The sequence below is a fragment of the Bacteroides caecigallinarum genome (assembly GCF_016902295.1).
Lineage (GTDB): Bacteria > Bacteroidota > Bacteroidia > Bacteroidales > Bacteroidaceae > Phocaeicola > Phocaeicola caecigallinarum_A.
Genome location: NZ_JACJLQ010000001.1, coordinates 31,751 through 50,200, shown reverse-complemented (window position 1 = coordinate 50,200; position 18,450 = coordinate 31,751). Strand labels below are relative to the sequence as shown.

11 protein-coding genes are annotated in these 18,450 nt (G+C 38.8%); 1 reads left to right on the top strand and 10 read right to left on the bottom strand.

Translation table 11 applies throughout. The annotated features are described in order from the left end of the window. Positions 1-109 precede the first annotated feature (109 nt). The 3 genes from asnS to purB form a co-directional block, all read right to left on the bottom strand. Positions 110-1,513 (bottom strand): asparagine--tRNA ligase, encoded by a 1,404-nt coding sequence (gene asnS, locus H6A27_RS00220; protein WP_204404157.1) that lies wholly within the window; start codon positions 1,511-1,513, stop codon positions 110-112. Between the two features lie 16 nt (positions 1,514-1,529). Beyond that, on the bottom strand, positions 1,530-2,810 hold the full coding sequence (locus H6A27_RS00215; RefSeq protein ID WP_420867831.1) for a pseudouridine synthase: 1,281 nt from the start codon (positions 2,808-2,810) through the stop codon (positions 1,530-1,532). Positions 2,811-2,874: 64 nt separating this feature from the next. Continuing rightward, on the bottom strand, positions 2,875-4,221 hold the full coding sequence (purB, locus tag H6A27_RS00210) for an adenylosuccinate lyase (RefSeq protein WP_204507341.1): 1,347 nt from the start codon (positions 4,219-4,221) through the stop codon (positions 2,875-2,877). A 276-nt stretch (positions 4,222-4,497) separates the two neighbouring features. Between purB and H6A27_RS00205 the strand changes: the two genes are divergently transcribed. Further along, positions 4,498-4,674, top strand: coding sequence for a DUF4250 domain-containing protein (locus H6A27_RS00205; RefSeq protein ID WP_204404134.1), 177 nt, complete (start codon positions 4,498-4,500; stop codon positions 4,672-4,674). A gap of 123 nt (positions 4,675-4,797) precedes the next feature. On the opposite strand, the gene H6A27_RS00200 is transcribed toward H6A27_RS00205, so the two are convergent. From H6A27_RS00200 to H6A27_RS00170, 7 genes are all read right to left on the bottom strand, one after another. Then, on the bottom strand, positions 4,798-6,345 hold the full coding sequence (locus H6A27_RS00200; RefSeq protein ID WP_204507270.1) for a RagB/SusD family nutrient uptake outer membrane protein: 1,548 nt from the start codon (positions 6,343-6,345) through the stop codon (positions 4,798-4,800). Between the two features lie 21 nt (positions 6,346-6,366). Further along, positions 6,367-9,402 (bottom strand): SusC/RagA family TonB-linked outer membrane protein, encoded by a 3,036-nt coding sequence (locus H6A27_RS00195; RefSeq protein WP_239469508.1) that lies wholly within the window; start codon positions 9,400-9,402, stop codon positions 6,367-6,369. 540 nt (positions 9,403-9,942) lie between these two features. Next, complete coding sequence (locus H6A27_RS00190) at positions 9,943-11,046, bottom strand: alpha/beta hydrolase-fold protein (protein WP_204404130.1); 1,104 nt, start codon at positions 11,044-11,046, stop codon at positions 9,943-9,945. Between the two features lie 34 nt (positions 11,047-11,080). After that, the gene (locus H6A27_RS00185; protein ID WP_394800062.1) at positions 11,081-12,532 is read right to left on the bottom strand and encodes a family 43 glycosylhydrolase; all 1,452 of its coding nucleotides are present in this window, start codon (positions 12,530-12,532) and stop codon (positions 11,081-11,083) included. 2 nt (positions 12,533-12,534) lie between these two features. After that, positions 12,535-13,230, bottom strand: a complete 696-nt coding sequence (locus tag H6A27_RS00180; protein WP_204507269.1) for an acetylxylan esterase — start codon at positions 13,228-13,230, stop codon at positions 12,535-12,537. Between the two features lie 101 nt (positions 13,231-13,331). Then, the gene (locus H6A27_RS00175; RefSeq protein WP_204507268.1) at positions 13,332-14,996 is read right to left on the bottom strand and encodes a RagB/SusD family nutrient uptake outer membrane protein; all 1,665 of its coding nucleotides are present in this window, start codon (positions 14,994-14,996) and stop codon (positions 13,332-13,334) included. A gap of 41 nt (positions 14,997-15,037) precedes the next feature. Beyond that, positions 15,038-18,163: a SusC/RagA family TonB-linked outer membrane protein gene (locus H6A27_RS00170; protein WP_239469507.1), complete on the bottom strand. Its 3,126-nt coding sequence runs from the start codon at positions 18,161-18,163 to the stop codon at positions 15,038-15,040. Positions 18,164-18,450: the final 287 nt, after the last annotated feature.

Below are 18,450 nucleotides of genomic sequence, written 5' to 3'. Positions count from 1 at the left end.
TTTTTTTCATAAAAATATCAGAAATAGGCAAGAACAACAAAAAAGCTGCTCGAAAATAGTTAATTCCCGAACAGCTTTAATATAATAATGAAGATGAATTTATCTAAAATCAGAATTCAGCATTTCTTGGAGTACGTGGGAAAGGTATGACATCACGTATATTAGACATACCTGTAACAAACAGCAACAGGCGTTCAAATCCCAAGCCAAATCCTGAGTGAGGACATGAACCGTATTTACGCGTGTCAAGATACCACCACATATCTTTCATTGGAATTCCCAATTCCTGAATACGTGTCAATAATTTGTCATAGTCCGCTTCACGTTCAGAACCTCCGATTATTTCACCAATCTTAGGGAACAACACATCCATTGCACGTACTGTCTTTCCGTCTTCATTCTGTTTCATATAGAAAGCCTTGATTTCCTTTGGATAGTCTGTAAGGATAACCGGTTTGTTAAAATGTTCTTCTACAAGATAACGTTCGTGCTCTGAAGCCAAGTCGGCACCCCAAAATACAGGGAACTCAAACTTATGTCCTTTTGCTACAGCATCTTCAAGAATCTTGATACCATCGGTGTAAGGCAAACGAACGAAGCTGTCTTTCAATACACTCTGCAGGCGTTCTATCAAACCCTTGTCAAACATATCGTTAAGGAACTTAACATCGTCATAGCAGTTGTCCAAAGCCCACTGTACACAATATTTGATAAATTCCTCAGCAAGGTCCATATTGTCATATATATCATTGAAAGCGACTTCCGGCTCAATCATCCAGAACTCAGCCAAGTGACGTGGAGTATTTGAATTTTCAGCACGGAAAGTAGGACCGAATGTATAGATGGCTCCTAAAGCAGTAGCTGCCAATTCTCCTTCAAGCTGTCCTGATACAGTCAGACTTGCCTGTTTCCCAAAGAAATCGTTATCATATATGATAGAGCCATTTTCGTCCTTCTTCAAATCATACAGGTTCATTGTTGTAACCTGGAACATCTGTCCGGCACCTTCACAGTCTGACGCAGTGATAAGTGGAGTATGGAAATAGAAGAATCCACGGTCATGGAAAAACTTATGAATTGCAATAGCCATATTATGACGAATACGGAACACAGCTCCGAATGTATTTGTACGTGGACGCAAATGAGCTATCTCACGAAGGAACTCCATAGAGTGACCTTTTTTCTGAAGCGGATAAGTATTGTCACATACGCCCAAAACCTCTATTTCGCGAGCCTGAATTTCAGCAGCCTGTCCTGCACCCACAGATTCTACCAATTCACCGTTTACGCTGATACATGCACCAGTAGTAATCTGCTTAAGCATTTCCTCATCGAAGTTAGCCAAATCAACAACCACCTGTACATTATTTATAGTAGAACCGTCATTCAAGGCGATAAAGTTTACCTGTTTGCTACCGCGGCGGGTACGAACCCAACCCTTTACATTGACCATACTACCGAAATCGCGTGATTTCAGCACGTCAACAATCTTTGTTCTACGAATCATTTCCATCATTTAATAATTTATATTATTCAAAAGACCCCATACGGAGCATATTCACTTCATTTTCTGTCAAGAATCTCCAGTCGCCACGACGCAATCCCTTCTTAGTAAGTCCGGCAAAATAAACTCTATCAAGTTTAATAACCTTATATCCAAGATGTTCAAATATACGACGTACGATACGGTTCTTTCCAGAGTGTATTTCTATTCCCACTTGTGACTTATCAGTATCCGATGCATAACTTACAGCATCAGCATGGATTTCTCCATCCTCCAAAGTAATACCCTGAACAATCTGATCCAAGTCTGCCTTAGTTACATTCTTGTCGCAATATACATGATAAATCTTCTTCTTAAGATATTTAGGATGAGTAAGTTTTGAAGCCATCTCACCATCGTTTGTAAGCAATAGCACGCCAGTAGTATTACGGTCAAGTCTTCCTACAGGATAAATACGCTCTTTGCACGCATTCTTTACATAATCCATTACAGTCTTACGTTCCTGAGGATCGTCCGAAGTAGTCACACAATCCTTTGGCTTGTTTAGCAGCAAATATACCTTTCTCTCGATATTCACCGGCTGATCATGGAACTTAACCTCGTCGTTACGATGTACCTTAGTACCAAGTTCAGTTACAATTTCCCCATTTACAGAAACCACTCCGGCAGTGATAAACTCATCAGCCTCACGGCGTGAGCAAATGCCGGCATTAGCCAGATACTTGTTCAGACGGATTGGCTCATTAGGATCTGTAAGAATATCCTTATATTCAATCTGCTTCTTCATGCTATATTTAGCATTCGGATTATAGTCAGTTGTACGCGGACGGAAACCGCCTTGACGATTATTTCCATAGCCTCCACCCTGCTGACGATATCCTCCCTGTTGTCCCTGACGAGGACGGAACGAGCGTTGTTCTCCACCGTCATTGTTAAATCTTGGAGTAAACTGACGCTGCTGACGATCACCGCCATTGTTATTGAAACGCGGTGAGCCGTATGAACGTTCTCCTCCTTCATTATTACCATAAGGACGATTGCCGTAAGAACGTTGTTGACGACCATAATTATTATTACCATAGCCACCACGCTGCTGGCGTTCGCCACCATTATTATTAAATCGAGGGTTGAAAGAAGAACGGTTCTGACGTTCGCCACCATCAAATCCATTGTTCGAACGACGTCCATAATTACCACCCTCATAACGATTGTTTCTGTTATAACCTTCTCTGTTGTTGTAAGATTTTCTACCATCGCGGCCAGACTGGTTTTCACCATTTTGTCTGAATTCTCTTTCTGTCATAATAATAAAATCAAAAAAATTAATACTCATACCCTCTCGGGCAAAATGTCTCTATTAAGTCTAATAATTAAATACCAGTATAATTATGTGGAGTGATAGCACGAAGTTCTTTCTTCAGTTCTTCGCTCACATCCAAAGTTTCAATGAATTTTTTTATAGAAGCCTCGTTAATAGCCTGATTTGTACGTGTCAGAGCCTTGAGAGCTTCGTAAGGATTAGGATATGCCTCACGACGAAGAATAGTCTGAATAGCCTCAGCCACTACACTCCAGCAATTGTCCAAATCCTCATAAATTTTATGCTCATTCAGCAACAGCTTGCCAAGTCCTTTAAGTGAACTCTGAATAGCAATAATAGTATGACCAAAAGGAACACCAATATTACGCAATACTGTTGAGTCAGTCAAGTCACGCTGTAATCTTGAAACAGGAAGTTTAGACGACAAATGTTCGAAGATAGCATTAGCCATGCCCAAGTTACCTTCAGCATTTTCAAAGTCGATAGGATTTACCTTATGAGGCATCGCGCTCGAACCAACCTCTCCAGCTTTAATTTTCTGCTTGAAATACTCCATAGAGATATACTGCCAGAAGTCACGGTTCATATCAATCATAATAGTATTGATACGCTTCATTGCATCGAATATTGCTCCCAAATTGTCATAATTTGAAATCTGAGTAGTATATTCCTCACGCTCCAATCCTAATTTTTCTGCAACAAACTTGTTTCCGAATGCTTTCCAGTCAAATTCAGGATAAGCCACATGATGAGCATTATAATTGCCGGTAGCTCCACCGAATTTGGCAGTAATGGCACAAGCCTTCAAGATATCCAACTGACGACGCAATCTATATACAAACACCATTATCTCTTTACCCAATCTTGTAGGAGAGGCAGGCTGTCCGTGAGTCTTTGCAAGCATAGGAATATCCTTCCATTCCTCAGCATATGCGGCAAGCTGGTCAATAAGTTTCTGTATTTGCGGATAATATTCCTTCTCCAGAGCCTCTTTTATAGACAAAGGCACAGAAGTATTATTGATATCCTGCGAAGTCAATCCGAAATGGATGAACTCTTTATATTTTTCCAATCCCCCAAGCTTGTCGAACTGTTCCTTGATGAAATATTCTACGGCTTTAACGTCATGGTTTGTTACGCTTTCGATTTCCTTGATACGCTGAGCGTCAGCTTCAGAGAAATTACGATAAATATCACGTAAAGATTCAAAACGCGCATGATCGAAACATTTCAACTGTGGCAAAGGAAGTTCACACAAAGTAATAAAATACTCTATTTCCACCTGCACACGATACTTAATCAATGCGTACTCAGAAAAATATTCAGCCAAAGCTCCCGCCTTGGTTCTATATCTGCCGTCGATAGGAGAAACAGCAGTGAGTAAGTCAAGCTCCAACATTGTTTTTCAGTTTTTCTAAATTAATGATCATTAAAACTCCGCAAAAGTAATGCTTTTTCCCGACTTAACCGTCCTAATAATGAAAAGTTTAGTAATTATTTCACAAATATTCTGTTTTTCAAACAGCCTAATACCTCAAAAATTATGGCATTGCAATTTGCATAAGCTAAAATATCATAAAAACATAATAATACGGAGAGCACAGAATGATAACCTTCAGAAATAAAGAGTAACTTTGCACCCCGAAAAGAAACAAACATAATATCATAAAAAATGGAACTACCTAATGACCCGATGATGCTTTTCAGTCTCATCAACATGAAACTAAGAGACTTCTATAGTTCGCTTGACTCCCTTTGCGACGATTTGAGCCTTAACAAAGACGAAATTGTATCACGTCTAAAAGACGCAGGCTTCGAATATAACGAGGAGCTCAACAAATTCTGGTAATTTTTATTGCGATTAATATAAGCAAACAATAAATAAACGCTTGCCAAACACTAATCACCTTCAGTGTTCAGCAAGCGTTTAAATTATACTAAAAATAAAACCAACTATTGTTCTGTCAACACATCAATATCCAGGATTCTGCTGTTTGGCTATAACAGGATTTGCATTAGTCTCACTCACCGGAATAGGGAGGATAGCTCTGAAATAAGTTCTGTCAAACTTTCTTGAATCCTCATTTAAGGCATAATGCCATCCCATATTATCCTGACTTTCATAACGTACAATTGTTTCATTATTACGCATAGCATCAAAGAAACGGTGCCCTTCGCCTACCAATTCTTTACGACGCTCTGTTAATACTTTTTCTAAAGTTATACTGTTATTGTCCACCACCTTTGCAGCACTAACATCAATAGAGCGGGCCTTTATTATTTCATTCAGATACAAAACAGCTTCATTCACTGCTCCTCCACCTAACTTCATGGCAGCTTCAGCTGCATTCAGATACACTTCCGAAAGTCTGAGTATCGGAAGATTCTGCAAGCGTGGATCAGACTGCTGTCCACTTGGAAATTTATTAATAAATACAGGTTCATCACCATATATCTTATAGAGTTCTGTAGGATTACCATTACCGTCCTTTTTATTCTTTAACGGCAAAACAACATTAATTCTCACATCATTTTTGTCGGCCTTCAGCATATCCACAAACGACTTGGTGCAGATAGCGTCAGCATATCCGTCCTCATTATACAAATAGCCAATTCCCTCACGGTCTGCCCAGTCGTCTGAACCATTATTTACAATTTCGAACAATATCTCGCCAGTATGCTTTGCATTCATCTTATCCCACGCATCAGCATATTCATCTGCAGTCCATAATTTATAAGGAGAATTCATAATCACATTCTTGGCTGTTGATAAAGCAAGCTCATTATCACCTTTATAAAGATACACACGAGTCAGTAAAGCCTCGGCGGCCCACTGGTCAATAAAACCCTGCTTCTCTCCCACCTTTACAGATTTATACAAGAATCCGGAGTTTACAGCATCTGTCAGGTCTTTTATAACCTTTTCATAAACATTAGCCACAGTCTCCCTACCCATCTGCGCATCAGTATTCAATGCAGTATCCACAAACGGTACACCAAGCGAAGCGCCATTGTCAACTGTATAAGGATTTCCGTAAATTCTCACAAGATCAAAATGTACCAAAGCTCTAACGACCTTAGCCTGAGCATAAATATCGTTTATCTGACTTTGATACTTATCAGCATCCATGATTTTTTTATTTTCCACAGCCTCAATAATTCTATTGGCACGACGTATTACGTTATACGGTACATTCCAAATTGCCGGAGCATCATCTGCTGTATATCTCATTTCATAACACGAAGAAGTACGCATTCCCTGATTTCTTGCCTGCATATCATCACCACGCACGTCACCATAATAGAACATTCTTGCAGCATAATACTCCCTATATGTTGAATTACCCTGCAAACCATCATACATCCCATACATAGCAGTCTTGGCATCATTATAGTTCGTTATAGCCTGTGCTGTAGGTATCCCATTAGCCGGAGCCTGATCCAACCAGTTGTTTACACACGATGACAATCCTAAGACTGTAACCGAAAACACAAACGACTTATATATTTTAGTTATCATATTTACTTCTCATTATTAAAATTAAAAACCTATTTCCATACCGAAAGTAACCGTTCTCAAAGCCGGAGTTTCAAAAGTGCATATACCGTTTACAGGAGTTTCCGGATCCACATACAGTTTTTTCGATTTCCATGTAAGCAGATTGTTTGCTGCAACGTAAGCTCTCATTTTGCCAAGTCCCAGTTTGCTACTCAAATTTGTAGGCATAGTGAAACCGACAGTCAAATTCTTAACTCGCAAGTGGTCTGTTGGCATCAGCAAACGAGATGAAGCTATATTCTTGTTTCCGAAAGCGAATTGCGGAAGTTTTGCATTATCGCCTGGTTTCTGCCATGTATCCTCAATTTTATAATAAGCTGGAACATTACCTACATAATTATAAGTACCACCATTCGACTGTAACCATGAAGCATTATCATAAGCATTACCGCCTATTGAGTAAGTCAAAGTCATGTTAAAGTCTATAAATTTCCAACTTACAAAGTTAGTTAGACCTCCCTGTACTTTAGGTTCAACAGCCCCTACAATAGTTTTGTTAGCTTCTGCAGAATTAGTTGTAGTCTCACGACTACCATTTCCACCATTTATATAATACATTTCCTTACCTGTTTGCGAATCTACCCCTGCATATTCGTACGCATAAATCGAATAATAAGGTTCGCCCACTCTATGGATAAGTACACCTCTTATCATTTCATTTTGTTCGCCGTCCAACTTCTGCAAAGTATTCCTGTTATGGCTAACATTAAATGTAGTAGTCCACATCCAGTCCTTTTTCTGAATATTAGTCGATTTCAGTTCCACTTCTATACCACGGTTTCTCATCTCACCAACATTCATCAAAGTATTGGCAGAGCCACTTCCATCTATGATACCCACCACACCAGATATAGCCTTATTCATAAGCAGATCCTTAGTATCACGGTTATACCACTCTATTGTCATCGACAGTTTGTTACACAATGTAATATCCAAACCTATATTTGTGGCATAATTCTTTTCCCATTTCATATTCGGATTATCCACTCTCATTTCTGCAGAACCACCGTTACCCATATAATTATATCCGAATCCAAAAACACCTAAATATCCATAATAGTCAGTAGGCTGAGTTCCGTTCACACCATACGAAGCACGTAATTTAACGTCAGTCAATACATTCCTCGCAGCCTCCATAAACGATTCGGCAGACAATCTCCACGAACCAGATACTGACCAAAAATCCCCCCAACGGCTCGCACGCGACAATCGCGAGCTCCCATCGCGTCGATAGCTGGCACTGAAATAATACTTACCGGCAAAATCATAATTCAGACGTCCTAAGAATGAAGTCATTCTATATCTGCTTGCCGAACTTGAAGCCCTTGTGTCCCCGGCATTCACTATTTCAGGCAAATACGATGGATACGAATTACCATTGGCATACACATATTCATAGCCATAATCCTCTGTCTCAAAGCCCAACAAAGCATCAAGATTATGTTTCTCAGCTATTGTCATATTATATGTAAGCTGAGTCTGAGTATTCAGCTTAGCCATATTTGTCATAACCCTTTGCATTACACCATTCGACGAGCGTCCGTCATTTGTACGCGGGTCCCACCATACGCGTTCATTGTTTTGATTGAAATCATAGCTCAATACCTCCTTCAGATTCAGATTATCCCAGATATTCCATGTAGTCCCCAGCGACCCCATAAATCTATTCACTACACTTAGGTTATAATTATAAGTCTCCGTCTGAACAGGATTCGCACCATTTAATGCAGGGAAAACAGTACTGAAAGATCCATCCTCATTATAAGGGAAAGTAGAAGGAGAAGCAGTCATTGCATAACACATTATAGGACTTGCAAAGCTTGTACCCTCATTATTTACATTCTGAGTTGAATTCGTAAACATTGCACTTGCATCCAGCGATACTCTATCCGCTTTATGATTTACATTCACCCTACCGGTAAATCTCTCATATCCGGAAACATTTGTGATACCATCCTGTTTTGTATAAGCGAAAGAAGTATAGAAACGTGTCTTTTCCGAACCGCCCTGTGCGCTGACTTCATAATTCTGATGGACACCATTTCTGAAAAGAACATCTTTCCAGTCAGTATAGCCCGACCAGGGTTCAGCAGCATATCCGTCAATTTTACTATCAGCATAAGCAACAGCCTCATCCATAGACCTACCGTTATTCAGCATATAGTTTTTAAGCCCCAAGTAAAGAATTTCCCGTCTCTCATATCCGTTAAGTATAGGACGATAATCAATAGCCATATCCGACATACCCCAGTCAGCCTTAACATTAAACTGAGTTTTTCCAGCAGAGCCACGCTTTGTAGTTATGATAATCACACCATTTGCAGCGCGCGAGCCATACAGCGATGCAGCCGCGGCATCCTTTATTACAGTCATAGACTCAATATCATTACTGTTCAAGGTAGCCAACAGGCTGTTACCAGAATTAGCGTATGAAAATTCACTTACATTACCGTTAAGCATCGGCACACCATCTATCACATAAAGAGGTTCATTACTTGCATTAATTGACCCCATACCACGGATACGCACAGAAGCCACAGCTCCAGGTTGTCCTGAAGTAGGAGTAATCTGAACGCCAGATACCGAGCCAGCCAATCTGTCTTGAACACTAATCGAAGGTACATCCTTCAATTTTTCAGTAGATACACTCGATGCAGAGCCTGTAAACGATGATTTCTTGAAATTTCCATAACCCGTCACTACCACTTCATCAAGGAGCTCAGTATCCGGACGCAACACAACATTCAAAGTTGGGGCCACTGCAATCTCTTCAGATTTCATACCAATAAACGAAACGATAAGTGTTTTTGCATTTTCAGGAACATTCGGAATATTAAAATTTCCGTCAATGTCAGTCACAGTACCTACAGTAGTACCTTTTACTAATACAGATGCACCCACAACAGGCAAACCATCCTCACTTGAAGTAACAGTACCAGTCACTTTCAAGGTTTGAGCATTCACCATACCTACCCATACGACGAGGCAGGAGATTAATAGCATCAATTTCCTTCTCATAAAATCTCTCTTGAATAAAAAAATTAATAATAGTTTAGTTTCTCCAGTTAGTCACAAAATATGTATTTTTTCTGAATATATTTTCATTCATCATGTCATAGACCCCAATTCTTAGTTTTTTGACACAACATTTGACGTTTTTCTTCTAAAAAAACATTTTAAGGCTATAAGATAGCATTTCTTTTACAAATCACACAGATTTACATCCGTATTTGTTATAAACATAAAACATTCTCTAATCAAGATTTCATTTTGAACCATTTCCGAAGAAATAATAACATTTTTAATCACTTTATTAAGTGTATTGCTTACACAAATTCAAGAAATAAGAAAGTAATAATATCAAATTATCACGACAAAATATTATATAAATGAAAGGAAAATGTATAAATACCAATGCCTAACAAAAATAAGACAATCTCATTCTTAAACTAAGTTCGATATGTAATTTTAGTTGTTTACATATAAAAAATTAGCTATGATTCGGAGTATATCCAAATCACAGCTAATTTTATAATCAATCTGAAATATTTATTCAAATTACTTGAACAACAACTTAGCAAAACGATATAGGCTTTCTCTCCACACCGGCCATGTATGCCCACCAGGAGTTTCAAAATAAGTGTATTTGATACCTATTTTATCAAAACGACCAAGCATGTTCTGACAATTCATATAAGCGATATCTTCCTTACCACCCATTGATATCCAGAACTGCTTAAAGCTTTCATTATATTTGTCCTTATCGTTACTTAACATTGTATAATACTTCTCAGTATCACCAAACATTCTGTTAGGATTGTTGCTGAACCATCCTGAGCTGAATACTCCTACATAAGAGAATATATCTGGATTTTCTATCACTGTATTCAATGTCTGTATTCCTCCCATAGACAATCCAGCCAAAGCGCGACTATCTTTCTCCTTTTTCACACGGTATGTATTCTCCACCAAAGGAATACATTCATCGAGCAACGCCCTTGTAAAATTCCTTGTATTACCATCCATCATCACTATTATCATCGGCAGAGCTTCTCCTTTTGCTATAAGATTATCCAAAATGATATCTGTAAGTCCCTGCTGAGACCATCCTCGTTCATCCTCACCACCACCATGCTGTAAGTACAACACTGGATATTCTGCATCATTCTTATCATAAGTCGGAGGAGTATATACATATATACGTCTCCATCCGTTCTCTATTTTTGAGAAATATCTTTTCATTCGGATATCACCATGAGGAACATCCGACAATGTGAAACGGTCATCACCATCAGCGTATGGTATGTCTATGCCGCTCATCATACGGCTGCAACCATAAAATGTTTCACTGCTCGGATCATTCACCGAAACACCATCTACAATCAGCGAATAATAGTGGAACCCAGGTCCCAACGAATCTGTTATACATTCCCATTCGCCATTGGCATTTTTCTTCATTTCATATTTCTTTCCCAAATCCAATTGCACTGAATTTGCTTCCGGAGCCTTAACTTTAAACATTGCACGATGGTCTGACGTAACACGCGGATACTCTGAACTACGGATAGACCACATTGAACGTTCACCCTCAAGCGACGTATTTTGAGCTAATGCAGTAAGTGTAAAACTCAAAAACAAAGATGGTAAAAATAACTTCTTCATACTAAATATGTATTGTTTGTATTATAGTTTATAATCAATAATCTCTGAAATTCCATTTCGAATTATCGCTGTTCATATCAAACTTACCCAACGACGGAGTACTGTCGCCTACAGAGACCAATACAAGTTCTTCATCACAGCCCGGTATATGTTTAGGCATAATTCTATATGTTCCGTCAATCAACTGTTCTATACGCCACAGCTGTTCTGGAGAGCCTGTAAATTCAGGGACAGTAACAACTTCCGCACCTTCAGCGGCAGACAGTGCACGGTTTGTTCCCTCAATAACTATCTTATAATATGGAGCGCCAAGATAACCTCCGGCATCAGGAACTGCTGTTATAGTCCATTTCTGGTGAGGTCGGAACATATAATCACCTATTCTCACATCAATATTTCCTTTTGGCCATGTGTCAATAACATCATCAAGAGTTTGAGGCTTCAAAGGCACTACCGGCTCTTCAACTTTCTCCCAAAAACGATATCTTGGAGCATCCATTCTGATAAAATCGACAGCCAGCTCCAATGCATATCCTCTACGCTCAGACTCAATCTCATAAGTACCTTCCTTAAATAAATCTCCTGCAACAGGCCATCCGTTACGCCATAGCAAAGGATATATAGCCAACACGCTACGACCTCCACGTTTAAAATCAGCTTCGAAATGGCAAGACATTTTTTCAACGCCTTCAGTTTCGATGTAACGTCCGAAATGACCGGCACCAGTCATACCATTTCTTGCCGCAATCACCATCTTACCACCACCTTCGAGCATTTTTCTACCCATATTGTCAACATAAGGACCGGTAACTTTACGAGATCTTCCGACAACTATATTATATGTAGAATTCGGACCGTCACAACATGTTCCATGTGTTCCCAGCAGATAATACCATCCATCACGGTACAACAAATCTGTTGCTTCACAATCTATAGCAATATTAATCGGTTCATTACCTTCAACACGTTTTCCTGTTTCAGGGTCGAGTTCAACCAGACGAATAAATCCAAAATACGTACCGTATGAAAGCCATAGACGACCATCAGTAGGGTCTAATAACAAACCGGCATCAATAGCGTCACAATCTTCGTCTTCCTCAGATGATGCAACAACTATAGGATCTGTGAACTTAAAATCAGGAGATGTAGGATCCAATGTTTTATTCCACATTGTTAGCACCTGACCACTATGACCGCCACCAAGTCCACCACCTGTAGAACTGTATGCCACCAGATATCTATCTCCTATCTTTATAGCATCAGGAGCCGCACCTCTTCCCGGACGTACAGCACCGCTGTTCCATGTCCATCCGTCTTCTGATATAAGTCCACCGCCACCTGTACCGAAAGTATAATACTTGCCATCACATTCCATAATGGTAGAAGGGTCATGGATATATGGTTCTCCAACTTGAGCTGACAGATTTGTTGATAAACCTGAAAGCATCAAAGAACAAACACCTAATAATATATTATCTTTCTTCATAATCATTTAAAACTTATTGTAATATCTTTTACTGGTTCACCGTTTTCATAAACAAAACGCAAACAGAAATCACTCATACCCGGTCCATTTATCACTGCACCTCTCACAACATTCTTACCTTTCTTTAAAGTCAGACGACGTGACATACAATCATCCTTAACCATTCTTCTGTCACCAGACAAAATGACCGCCTCTTCACCATTCAGCCACCACATGGATGCAGAATTGGAGCCAACAGCCATCCTGACATTTTCAATATCCTCAGCACATTCAATGACGGTTACTGCCCAGAATATTACACCATAGACCTGCTTGTCAAGGTTAGAGGCGAAGCGAAACAACTTGACATTGAAAAGCTTGCTGTCAAGAGCATGCCATTTCAATTTCTGGTCTCCTACCTTAACTTTATCTCCGTCAGAAGGTATTTTTGTAAACTGTGTAGGAAAATATTCGGTAGCAAAGACCTCACGGATATAGCTGTCTGTAAAAACAGTATTGCTTCTGTTTGGTTTGTTTATCGGTTCAAGAAGCAACCAGCGACGAATAAAGCCGTCCGAATCTGGAGTCATCACACCTTTTGATGGTGGAGAAAAATAATTCGAAAAGTCTGTTGAAGAAATATCGCTCTGACTATAAATATTTGGAACAATACTCAACAAACATGAAAACAGAAAAATCTTAAATTTATTATAATTCATTACCTTTTATTTTAAAAAAACGCTATACAATTCATAGTTTGTAATTCACAAAAAAGGATGTGTCCATCAAAACACATCCTTTTTATATAATTATTCACCAATTATTTACCGCTTGGATTCTGAATTAAATTAGGATTAATTGATGTAGCAGCAAAAGGATAAGCGAAATATTCATGTTTACCTTTTACAAATCCAGTAGTACCTTTATTCGGATTAGAATATTCTACGTATAAACGATGTTTAGACTCACCTTTAGTAAAGAATGCGTCATAAGTTGTTGGAATATTTTTACCATTGTTCACAACGCCATCAGTGTCACCCCATCTTACCATATCCGGGAATCTTACACCTTCGAGCCACATTTCATAGCTCTTCTCATTCTTAACTTCATCCAATGTAAGTTCTGTAGATATATGAGCCGAACCAGCACGTCTTTGGATTTGTTGCAGATACTGAAGACCGTCAGGATCATTAGTATGAGCACAAGCTTCAGCATACATCAAAAGAACTTCTGCATAACGGAAAATTGTCAGGTTCTTGAATCCGTACCATCCTTTTTCATTATCCTCAGCCCAAGGAACAAACTTATTGGCAAAATAGCCTGCGAAACCATAAAGGCCTGATGGGTCTTTAATACCAATCTGATCTGATGTTTCAAGCTGTTCACGTGTTAGGTTCTTACCTTTTGTTCCGTTCCATTCCATTTCATAAAGAAATTCATCGCCTGTCAAGAAAGTTGCTTTACGACGAGGTGAATCACCGTCGTTAGCCAACATACGTTCTGCAAAATCCGCACGGATTGAATGTCCTCCCCATCCGGCTGTGCCGATAAATGACGGCATTGAAGCTAATTTATCAGTACGCCAGTTCCAGAACTGTATCCACATCCAAGAAGTACGCTGAATCTTATTATCCCAATCGCCAACGTTAGCATTTTCAAGTGCGTTTGCCTGGAAAATCATTTCTTCACATAAGTCACCAGATGTATGGAAAAGATTTGCCCAACGTTCTGTAGGAACAAGTTCATATTTCTGCGAATTGATAACTTGTTTAAGATTAGTCTTTGCATTTTCATAATCTCCCATAAACAAGCGAGCTTTACCGGCAAGCGTATAAGCAAAACCTTTTGTAACTTTTGAAGCGCCAACTTTGTCTGTAGGACTTGTACGTTCTTCCAAATCATTTACAGCTGCTTCAGCCTCTTCAGCACACCATTTCAAAAGAGCATCATGACCGCCTTCATAATTAGCTGGTTTAGCATCAGCAGGAAGAATATGGTCAACCAACGGTGGACAATCCCAACCAATAGCAAGCATAAAATGAGACCAAGCACGAAGAACACGAGCTTCTGCACATACACGTTTCTTTACGTCCGAATTTGGTTCAATATTATCAAGGACAAGATTAGCATCATAAATAACTCCATACAGACCCCAATAAGCATTTTTGATTACTTCGTTTTGTGAATCATAACGGAATTCGTTGATTTGTGCACCAAAATCATTATCACCATACATATTACCAGCCGCAAGCATATCATCACCTGGTTCGTTAAACAATACCGGCAAGGCAACATAAATACCCTCATTACCAGCTATATTCATAACAAACGACTGGTAAAGATTATTCAATGCATTTTGTGCATCTTCGTCTGTCTGATAAAAACTTTCAAACGGAATTACTCCTTTCTGTTCAATATTCAGACGGTCAGCACAGCCACTGAAAAGAAACGCAACACCTAAAAGTGGATATATAATTTTTTTCATAATGTACATCATTTATTATTTTTTCAAAAAGAATATTTCATTTAAAATGAGAAGCTTGCTCCGAATGAACATTTCTTCATAGTAGGATAAGTTCCTATATCAAAACCGGCACCACCATTCTTTGATGTTGTGGCTGTTTCAGGGTCCATTCCAGGGTACTTAGAGAATGTGAAGAAGTCATCCAAAGATACAAAGAAACGAAGATCTTTTATTGCTACTTTCTTAGTAATACTTCTTGGCAAAGTATAACCTAACTGCAACTGTTTAATCTTGAAATATGCTCCATTGAACATTGACGCGCTTGAGCTCCAGAAATAACGGTCATGAGCGACATTTTCTACAGCAGGCATTGAAGCATCCTTGTTTTCAGGAGTCCATGCATTATCCATATAATATTTCAAAGAGTTACGCATCGGAGTATCCGCACGATACAAAATGTTGAATATCTTATTTCCCGCAACACCTGTACCAAAAGCGGTAAAGTCAATACCTTTGTACTGAAGATTAAGTGTTATACCATAAGTAAACTTAGGAATTGCACTACCTATGTCTGTCATATCTTCCTCACTCAGTTCTGAAGAAGAAACAATCTCACCTTCATGATTTCGGAATAAAGCGGCACCGGTCTCTCTGTCAACACCTGCATAATCGTATGCGCGGAAATACCATATAGGATGTCCCTCTTCAAAGGCTGTACATACCATATTGTTAGTACCGTCAACACCACCTGTATTACTTGTAATACGTGTGATATCATCGTATAGATAAGTAACTTTATTGCTTAATGTAGAGAAATTTGCGTTGATATCATAACTGAAATCACCTATATTATCTCTCCAAGCGACTTCAAACTCAAAACCTTTGTTATTGATTTCTCCGGCATTAACAGTAGTTGTACCAGTATAAACTTCAGGTGTAGGATTTATAGCAACCAAAAGGTCTTTTGTATCCTTATTATAGTAATCCAAACTTACAGTCAAACGATCATTCAAGAAGCGCATATCAAGACCTAAGTCAAGCTGCTCAGATGTTTCCCATCTCAGATTTGGATTAGCAAGTCCATTTGGATATGATCCATACACTTGATCCGGATTATCACCATACTGATACCATGAACCGTTATAATTGATAGGAGAAGTATATGGATAATTTGTCAGCACGCTGATATTACCGTTTCGTCCCCATGATGCACGGAACTTCAAGAATGAAAGAGCATCTGTATTAATATTGTCTTTAATGAAGCTTTCATTACTGATTGTCCATCCTACAGCAAGAGAAGGGAATTTACCCCAACGTTTGTCTGCAGGAAGCTTAGATGTATCAAATGCATCAGCACGATAGTTGAATTGAAGGCTGTATCTGTTGTCGTAAGTATAGAGCAAACGTCCGAAATATGAAAGACTGGCTGTTTCTCCTGGTAAGTTACCAATACTCTTGGTTGTTGTTGAAGCAGAGTTCACATAGTTCAAGTAATGGAAATTAGGAGCATCTCCCGCCAAGATTTTACTACCTCCTGTTCCTGTAGCAGATGCAGTAACATCATCAGTATGATATTCTGTGAATGACATACCAATCATGGCGCCAATATTATGTTTTTCAAAGATTGTCTTATTATAATTGGCAAAATTTTCCCACTGATAATAATAGTTATTATAAGCTGAAGCAGAAATAGAATAATCAGTAGCTTTTGCCTGACCATTCATATAATACGGTTCAGAATAATCGTGATTGTTTGTCTGGGCAATGCGGTATGAGAAACGGGATGTCATTACAAATCCGTCAAAAGGAGTAAGATCCAAATAAGCTGTTCCACGAACTGTAAGACCGGCACTTGTAGCATTACAACGATCAAGCTGTAGTAATGGGTTACCATTATCATCCATTTGGAACTTAGAAGTTGCATAATACTTACCGTTAGGAGCAACTTTTATCAAATCAGGATTCTGTGCGTACTGTTCTTTCATATCCGTTGTAAAATCATCTACACTATCCCAATATACTGGAGTCAGCGGGTCAAGAAGAAGTGCAGGGGCAAGCATTGAGCCATAAGCTCCCTGATGTGTAATATTACGTGTCTTCCATCTTTCAATAGAAGTGTTGGTTCCAACCTTGATCCATTTATACAGCTTGTAATCAGCATTAATTTGACCGGTTAGACGACTGTAAGTATCTTTTTTGCCACGTACGATACCATCATTGTTGATATAATTCAAAGAAGTAAAGAAACTTCCTTTATCATTACCATCCTGGAAAGTAATGGAGTGTTGAGTTGCCCAACTGTTTCCAAATACTTCATTAATCCAATCTGTTTCAGCAGGATTATCATAATCAACTCCGTAAGCTTCGCAAAGAGTTTTCATATCATATCCGGACATTTCCTTATATTTAATCCAATCTTTTGCGCCAAAGATTTCAGGAGTTTTTGCCAAGCTTTGATTTATGGCCTTAAATGAGTATGTAACCTTTGGGCGTGAGCTTGAACCTGTTTTAGTAGTAATAAGAACAACACCATTACCAGCCTGAGCACCATAAATAGCTGCTGAAGCCGCATCTTTAAGGACTTCCATAGATTCAATCATTGAAGGGTCCAAATATTGAATATTATCAACTTTCAAACCATCAACAATCAACAGCGGGCCAAGTTGGTCAGAGTTTGAAGAATAACCACGAATACGGATTGCGGCACCAGCACCAGGGGCTCCTGACGTATTCAAAATCTGCACACCTGCAGCTTTACCTTGAAGTGCCGCACCGGCATCAACAGTAGCAAGATTTTTAATATCATCAGCACCTACGGAAGCGATAGCACCGGTTACGTCACTCTTTTTCTGAACGCCATAACCTACAACTACAACTTCTTCAAGCACTTCAGTATCTTCTTCCATACGAATATTTATCACTTCACGCCCATTGACTTTAATACGCTGGGTCTTATAGCCAATAAAAGAGACAACAAGTGTAGCATCATTGTTTTGTACCTGAATTGAGTAGTTTCCATCCAAGTCCGTCGTACAACCATTCGATGTACCGTCTTCCAAAATAGCCACACCAATCATTGGTTCAGAATTGTCGCCTGAGACAACACTACCTTTTACAAGGGTCTGTGCATTTGCAGCCGCAAAAAAGAACGCCACAAAAGACAACAACATCAAAATTCTTGTTTTCATAAGCATTATTCTGTAAATTAACAAATAAGGTTTGATTTATTAGATTTTTAGATTAAGGGACATACAATATAATAATGTATTGTATTTTTTCATTAGTAAGATTAACCTTTATTCAAAGATTATTAATAACTTAATTTATCATCCTGTGTCAGTCATATTATCCATAAGCATTCTAATTTTAAGATTACACATTAATTAACTCGGTTTTTCATTTTCACAAAATTAGGGAAAATAAAGATTTATACAATATAATAACAATACAAAAATTATCAGCTACGTTACATTCT

What these genes read in the sequence shown, in the direction of transcription:
- asnS (WP_204404157.1), bottom strand. Translation starts at nt 1,513, where the DNA reads ATGGAAATGATTCGTAGAACAAAGATTGTTGACGTGCTGAAATCACGC.
- H6A27_RS00195 (WP_239469508.1), bottom strand. Translation starts at nt 9,402, where the DNA reads ATGAGAAGGAAATTGATGCTATTAATCTCCTGCCTCGTCGTATGGGTA.
- H6A27_RS00205 (WP_204404134.1), top strand. Translation starts at nt 4,498, where the DNA reads ATGGAACTACCTAATGACCCGATGATGCTTTTCAGTCTCATCAACATG.
- H6A27_RS00170 (WP_239469507.1), bottom strand. Translation starts at nt 18,163, where the DNA reads ATGAAAACAAGAATTTTGATGTTGTTGTCTTTTGTGGCGTTCTTTTTT.
- H6A27_RS00200 (WP_204507270.1), bottom strand. Translation starts at nt 6,345, where the DNA reads ATGATAACTAAAATATATAAGTCGTTTGTGTTTTCGGTTACAGTCTTA.
- H6A27_RS00185 (WP_394800062.1), bottom strand. Translation starts at nt 12,532, where the DNA reads ATGAAGAAAGATAATATATTATTAGGTGTTTGTTCTTTGATGCTTTCA.
- H6A27_RS00180 (WP_204507269.1), bottom strand. Translation starts at nt 13,230, where the DNA reads ATGAATTATAATAAATTTAAGATTTTTCTGTTTTCATGTTTGTTGAGT.
- H6A27_RS00175 (WP_204507268.1), bottom strand. Translation starts at nt 14,996, where the DNA reads ATGAAAAAAATTATATATCCACTTTTAGGTGTTGCGTTTCTTTTCAGT.
- H6A27_RS00190 (WP_204404130.1), bottom strand. Translation starts at nt 11,046, where the DNA reads ATGAAGAAGTTATTTTTACCATCTTTGTTTTTGAGTTTTACACTTACT.